This is a genomic window from Kitasatospora sp. NPDC097691, assembly GCF_040302665.1.
Classification (GTDB): domain Bacteria; phylum Actinomycetota; class Actinomycetes; order Streptomycetales; family Streptomycetaceae; genus Kitasatospora.
The window spans coordinates 134,093-140,092 of record NZ_JBEORY010000018.1; the positions used below are offsets into that span (position 1 = coordinate 134,093).

Sequence of the window (6,000 nt, forward strand, 5' to 3'; positions counted from 1 at the left end):
GGACTGATCGCCCGGGATCGACCCCGGTCGCCCCGCGGTATGAGGCATTGTAAGGTGAGCCTCACCTTAATCGATCATGCGGAATCGATCTCGGGAGTGTCGATGGTTCCCGGAACACCCCTGTCCGTCGCGCCTCGCGGCGCCCTGCAACCCGCCGTGTCCACCGTGTCCGGCGCGTCCGCCGCGCTCGTCCCGTCCGACGGGTCCGGCGCATCCGCCGCGCTCGTCGTGTCCGGCGCGCTCGTCCCGTCCGCCGCGTCCACCGTGCCCGGCGCGCTCGTCGGTGACTACCGGCGGCTGCTGGAGCTGTGCCCGGTGCTGGAGCTGCGGCTGCTCGACGCCGCCGAACCCGCCCCGCGCGCCGCCGACGGCTGGTACTCCGGAGCCCGGATCGCCACCGACGAACGGGCGTTGGCCGCCGTCCTGGCCGGCGAGGAGTCCCGGATCGCGGCCCGGCACGGCCGCGCCCCGCGGCCGCACGTCACGGCCTCCCGGCTGCTGCACCACTACGTCTGGTCGGCCTGCCTGATCGTCGCCGGGCCGTGGCACCTCGCCCGGAGGGTGCCCGTCGTCGACCCCACCGACCTCTGGCTGCACGCTCCCACCGGCGCGCTCGCCCTGCGCCCGCGCGGCCACGTGACCCTCCCCGGTGACGACGAGCTCCGCGCCGAACTGCGGGCCGCCGTGGTCGCGCACGTCGAGCCGCTGCTCGCGGCGTTCGCCGGGCCCACCCGGCGCCACGACCGGGCGCTCTGGGGCATGGTGACGGACGACCTCGCCTCCGCCGTCTGGTACCTCGGCCGGATGCTCGGCGACGAGGACACCGCCGTCACCGCCACCGGGGCCGTTCTGCCCGGCGGCACGCAGCCGCTCCCGGGCGCCGCCGACTTCCGCCGTCTGCGCACCCCCGACGGGCGCACCCACCACACCCGCACCCGGCTCGGCTGCTGTCTTTACTACGCGGTCGAGCCCGAGGCCGTCGCCTGCCTGACCTGCCCGCGCACCTCCGACGAGGAACGGCTGCGGCGGCTCTGACCGCGAGCAACGGCGGCGCGCCGGGCTGCTGGGTCGCTGACGGGCCGTCCACAGCCGTACCGGGCACCGTGGTTTGTTGTCGGTGACGTCGGCTATGGTCACCGGCATGATCGATTCCACCATGCGGGTCCGGATCGCCCGTCCCTCGCGAGACCTCGCTGCGGCCGAGCGCTTCTACGTCGGCGGCCTCGGCCTCGACGTGCTGTGGCGCACGACCGAGCGGGTCTCCGGCGAGCACGACCTGCTGATGGTCGGCCCGCCCGGTGGTGCCTGGCACTTCGAGCTGACCAACGACCCGGAGCAGCCGCTGGAACCCACCCCGACGGTGGACGACCTGTTCGTCGTCTACCTCGGTGCGCCGGTGGACGAGGCCCTGGCCGCCCGGCTGGAAGCGGCCGGCGGCACCCGGGTCGAGGCCCACAACCCGTACTGGGACGAGTTCGGCGTGACGGTGGCAGACCCGGACGGCTACCGGCTGGTGCTCTGCTCCCGCACCTGGGGGGCCTGACCGGCCGGGCCCGTTCCGCTCCCGTCGCGCGGCGCCGGACCGGGCGCGGACTCCCCGGCCCCGCCGCGCGGCGCCGAGCCGAGCAGGGGTTCCCCGGCCCCACCGCGCAGTACCGCCACGCCCCGGTCCAGGTCCACACCGAAGTGCGGCGGCGATCCGGCCTGCGCGTCGTCCCGCAGCGCCAGCTGCTCCCTCTTCTGCTCGACCTGGATCCGCTTGCCGGGGCTGAACAGCGCGTGCAGCTCGTCCAGCCCGCCGGCGCCCAACCCCGCGACCCCGGGCCCCCGCTGCCGCGGGCGCGGCGACGCCTCGTCCCGGATCTGGTACACCGCCAGCGCGGCCAGCCCCAGTAACGCCGCCACCGTCGCCACCACACCCACGATCAACCCCATGCCCGCTCAACGCCGGACCGGGGCGGAGGCGTTCCCCGGGCACCCGTTCGAGCCGGGAGCCACGTTCGCCGGATACGCTGCCACACCAACGGAAGGAGCGCCCTCACCATGACCGTGCGCGGAACCCTCGTGGACATCCGGACGGCGGACGGCACCGCCGACGCCTACCTCGCCCATCCCGACGACGGCCGGGCCCACCCGGGCGTCATCCTCTACATGGACGCCTTCGGGCTCCGGCCGCACCTGAAGCGCATGGCCGACCGCCTCGCCGCGGCCGGGTACGCGGTGCTCGTCCCCAACGCCTTCTACCGGAACGGCCGCGCGCCGGTCGTCGAACTGCCGGAGCTGATCGACCCGGAGAGCGACGACGCGATCTTCGACCAGCTCGGCCCGTTGCTCGCCACCCTCACCCCCGACGCGACCGAGCGCGACGCGGACGCCTACCTGCGCTGGCTCGGAGAGTCACCGCTGGTCCAGGACGGGCCGGTCGGCCTCACCGGCTACTGCCGAGGCGCCCTCCTCGCCCTGCGCACCGCCGCCAGCCACCCCGACCGGATCGCCGTGGCGGCCGGCTTCCACGGCGGCAACCTCGCCACCGAGCGCCCCGACAGCCCGCACCTGGGCGCCGACCGGATCACCGCCGAGCTGTACTTCGGCCACGCGGACCAGGACGAGTCGCTGCCGCCCGAGCAGATCGACCGGCTCGCCGAGGCCCTCACCGCGGCCGGTGTCCGGTACCGGGCCGAGGTCTACACCGGCGCCCCGCACGGCTACACCCAGGCCGACACCACCCGCTACGACGCGGTCGCCGACGGGCGGCACTGGGAGGAACTGCTCGGCCTGCTGAAGCGCGTCCTGCCGGCCTGAGGCCTGAGGCCTGAGGCCTGAGGCCTGAGGTCGGACCGCCGGGCCGTTGACTGCCGGACCGCCGGACCGCCGGACCGCCGGGCCGTCGGACCGCCTGTCCGGTGGCTTCGCCCCGTGGGCACGGGTCCGGCCGTGCAGCCCGGCGCAGCGGTCCGACGGTGCGGTCCGCGCCCGATCTGTTGGTTCGCGGTTCATGGTCCGGACGAACGGAGTTCGGGCATCGGAGTCACCGGCCGGACAACGTCGGATGCCTGACGATGAGTCGGGCCGTGTCGCCGCGGGTGTCGGGGGGCGGGCGCGGTCATCGGGGGAACGGGGCCGAGCGACGGATCCAGGGGGCCGTACGTGCACACCATGCAAGACAAGCGGGGGACACGGACCGGGGGGCCGGGCCTGCGCAGCGTCCAGGACGCCATCGCGCAGGCATTCGCCGAATGCACGCCCGGCGAGGTGCGGCCGGGTGAACTCGACCGCGAAGGAAGGGCGTTGCGCTGGGTGGAGGCCGGTCAGGGCACCGGCGTGCCGGTGGTCCTGATCGCGGGCTGCGGCACCCCGTCACTCACCTGGACGCCGGTCCTGCCCGAACTCGCGCGACACGGAAGGGTGGTGGCGTACGACCGGGCCGGGCTCGGAGCCAGCGACCCCTGTCGCGGCAGCGGCCGGGCCGGGGTCGTGACACCGACGCTGGACGGTCAACTCGCCGACCTCGCCGCTCTGGTGCGCCATCTGGACGCCGGTCCCGTCGTCCTGGTAGGCCACAGCTGGGGCGGCCAGCTGGCCCAACTCCTGGCCTGGCAGCAGCCGGAGCTGGTGGCCGGGCTGGTCCTGGTGGATCCGGCGCACGAGGAGTTCCAGCCGCCGGCCATCCGCGTCGCCGAAGCCGCGCTCAACCGGCTGGGGATGCTCCGTGCGGCACTGGCGGCCTCCTCGCACGGACCGGCGGATCCGCTCGCGCGGGCCGAGGCGGCCGTGGTCGCGCACCACCACCAGCGGTGGACCGTCCTCGCCGAGAACCGGCTGACCACCGTCGTCGTCCCCGAGGTGCGGCGGCGCCGCGCCACCGCGCGGCTGCCCGAGGTGCCGGTGGCCGTGTTGAGCGCGACCGAGGGGCTGCCGGGGAGGATGCGCTCCCGGTGGACCGCCATGCAGTCGCAGATCGCGTCCCGCGCCACCAGGGGAACGCACATCGTGGTGCGCGGCTCCGGCCACGCCGTTCACGCCGACCAGCCCAGGGCGGTCATCGCTGCCGCGCTGGAGGTTTCCGACCACGCCCGATACATCCGGAAGGTCTGACGGACGGGCGACGGTCGTGCTCAATTCCTGCCCCTATCCGGTCTGCTGAGGACACGACACGCTCTGGCACACTGTGTGCCGACGACCCGGCGGGGCGGGTCACGACACACTGGGGGACAAGGGCATGAGCGGGGCGGGCACCGTGCTCGGCGGGCGGTACAGGCTGGTCGAGCGGATCGGCGGCGGCGCGATGGGCTCGGTCTGGCGGGCCGAGGACACCGTGCTGGCACGACAGGTGGCGGTCAAGATCCTGCGCTCGGAGCTGTTCGAGGACGGCACCGCCACCCAGCGCTTCCGCCGGGAGGCCCAGTTGGTCGCCGCGATCGACCACCCCGGCGTCGTCGACGTCCACGACTACGGCGAGAGCGGCGCGGACGGCGACGAACGCTGCGCCTACATCGTGATGGAGCTGATCGACGGCCTTCCGCTGGACCGGGTGCTGGCCGACGCCGGCCCGATGACCGTCGAGCGCGCGCTCGACCTGGTGGCCGGCGCCCTGGACGCACTGCACGCCGCGCACCGGCGGGACATCGTGCACCGGGACATCAAGCCGTCCAACCTCATGCTGCGCACCGACGGCCGGGTCGCCATCACCGACTTCGGCATCGCCCGGGCGATCGCCAGCACCAAGCTCACGGCCCCGTTCGCGATCATCGGCACCGCGCTCTACATGTCCCCGGAGCAGGCCGAGGGATCGTCCCTGGGACCGGCCACCGACCTCTACTCGATCGGTGTGGTCTGCTACGAACTGCTGGTCGGTGAGCCGCCGTACTCCGGGGACGGGCCGCTGCAGATCGCGCTCAAGCACGTCAACCAGCCGGTGCCGGAGCTGCCGGAGGCCTTCCCGGCGGCGGTCCGGGCGCTGGTCGCCAGGGCACTGGCCAAGAAGCCCGAGGAGCGGTTCGCGGACGCCGCCGAGATGGCGGCGGCTGTGCGTGCGGCACTCGGCGGCGTCGGCGTCAGTGCCGGGCGCGGCGAGGGCGGCGAGGGTGGGGCGGGAGGGGCGGCGGGCGGAGCGAACGAGGACAGGTCCGCGGCGGTCGACAGCCGGACGATCGCCCTCCGGCCCGGCGCGGGGTCGGCGGCGAAGGATGAGGCCGGGGCAACGGGATCCAAGCAAGGCGGACCCGCGGAAGACGGACCCGAGGAAGACGGACCCGAGCAAGGCGGACCCGAGCAAGGCAGGGCCATGGCCGGGGCTGTGCTCTCTCCCGCCGCCGTGGAGGCCCCCGCGCCTGCCGAGGTCGCGAATGTGCAGCCGCAGCCGCAGCCGCAGCCGCAGCCGCAACTGCAGCCCCAGGCGCAGACCGAGCCCGGCCGGCGCCGGTCCCGTCGAACCCTGCTGGTGCCCGTGATCATCCCCGTCATCATCTCGGCGGGCACCGCCACCGCCCTGCTGATCGACCGCAGTCCCGGCGGCTCCGACGCCACCGCGCCGCCCGCCGCCCAGCCGACCGTCGTGGTCACCGTCCCCGCGAATCCGGCCGCCGGCACCCCGGCCGCCGCGACCGGCACCGCGCCCGCCACCCCGCCGCCGACCGACATCCCGACGGCCGTCCCGAACCCGGACCAGCCGGCCCCCGGCGCCCCCAACCAGCAGGCCCCCGTCCCGGCGCCGGGCCAGGCCGCCGGCGGCGCGTCCACCGGCGGGTCCGGGTCCGGGGCAGGGGCAGGGGCCGCGGGCGGGCAGGCGAACCAGCCCGGCGGCGCCGCCGGTGGCAACCCGCCCGCCCCGCCCGCCAACCAGAACCCGCAGCCCCCGGCCCAGACCTCCGGCGGCGGCTCCACCGCGGCGCCGCCGCAGAGCCCGAGCCGCCCCGCGTCCTGCGGCGGCAACAGCTGGAGCACCATCGTCAGCGTGAAGCACCAGCGCCCGATCGGGATGAGCAACGACAACCTGAACGG

General features: G+C 75.2%; 6 protein-coding genes. 5 read left to right on the plus strand and 1 reads right to left on the minus strand.

The window, feature by feature from the left end; all coding sequences use genetic code 11:
* Nucleotides 1–156: 156 nt before the first annotated feature.
* Both ABTY56_RS15870 and ABTY56_RS15875 read left to right on the plus strand, forming a co-directional pair.
* Nucleotides 157–1,035 carry a (2Fe-2S)-binding protein gene (locus ABTY56_RS15870; RefSeq protein ID WP_350629338.1) on the plus strand — a complete coding sequence of 293 codons (879 nt, stop codon included), beginning with the start codon at nucleotides 157–159 and terminating at the stop codon, nucleotides 1,033–1,035.
* Nucleotides 1,036–1,141: 106 nt separating this feature from the next.
* Nucleotides 1,142–1,543, plus strand: a complete 402-nt coding sequence (locus tag ABTY56_RS15875) for a VOC family protein (protein ID WP_350629339.1) — start codon at nucleotides 1,142–1,144, stop codon at nucleotides 1,541–1,543.
* Here the strand turns inward: ABTY56_RS15875 and ABTY56_RS15880 are convergent.
* Entirely contained in the window at nucleotides 1,504–1,935 is a 432-nt protein-coding gene (locus ABTY56_RS15880; RefSeq protein ID WP_350629340.1) for a DUF6191 domain-containing protein, read from the minus strand. The genes ABTY56_RS15875 and ABTY56_RS15880 overlap by 40 nt on opposite strands.
* Nucleotides 1,936–2,043: 108 nt before the next feature.
* Between ABTY56_RS15880 and ABTY56_RS15885 the strand changes: the two genes are divergently transcribed.
* From ABTY56_RS15885 to ABTY56_RS15895, 3 genes are all read left to right on the plus strand, one after another.
* Nucleotides 2,044–2,802 carry a dienelactone hydrolase family protein gene (locus ABTY56_RS15885; protein WP_350629341.1) on the plus strand — a complete coding sequence of 253 codons (759 nt, stop codon included), beginning with the start codon at nucleotides 2,044–2,046 and terminating at the stop codon, nucleotides 2,800–2,802.
* 354 nt (nucleotides 2,803–3,156) lie between these two features.
* The gene (locus ABTY56_RS15890) at nucleotides 3,157–4,095 is read left to right on the plus strand and encodes an alpha/beta fold hydrolase (RefSeq protein ID WP_350629356.1); all 939 of its coding nucleotides are present in this window, start codon (nucleotides 3,157–3,159) and stop codon (nucleotides 4,093–4,095) included.
* Between the two features lie 124 nt (nucleotides 4,096–4,219).
* Nucleotides 4,220–6,000, plus strand: a 1,781-nt coding sequence (locus ABTY56_RS15895) for a protein kinase domain-containing protein (protein WP_350629342.1), incomplete at its 3' end; no start/stop codon positions are given.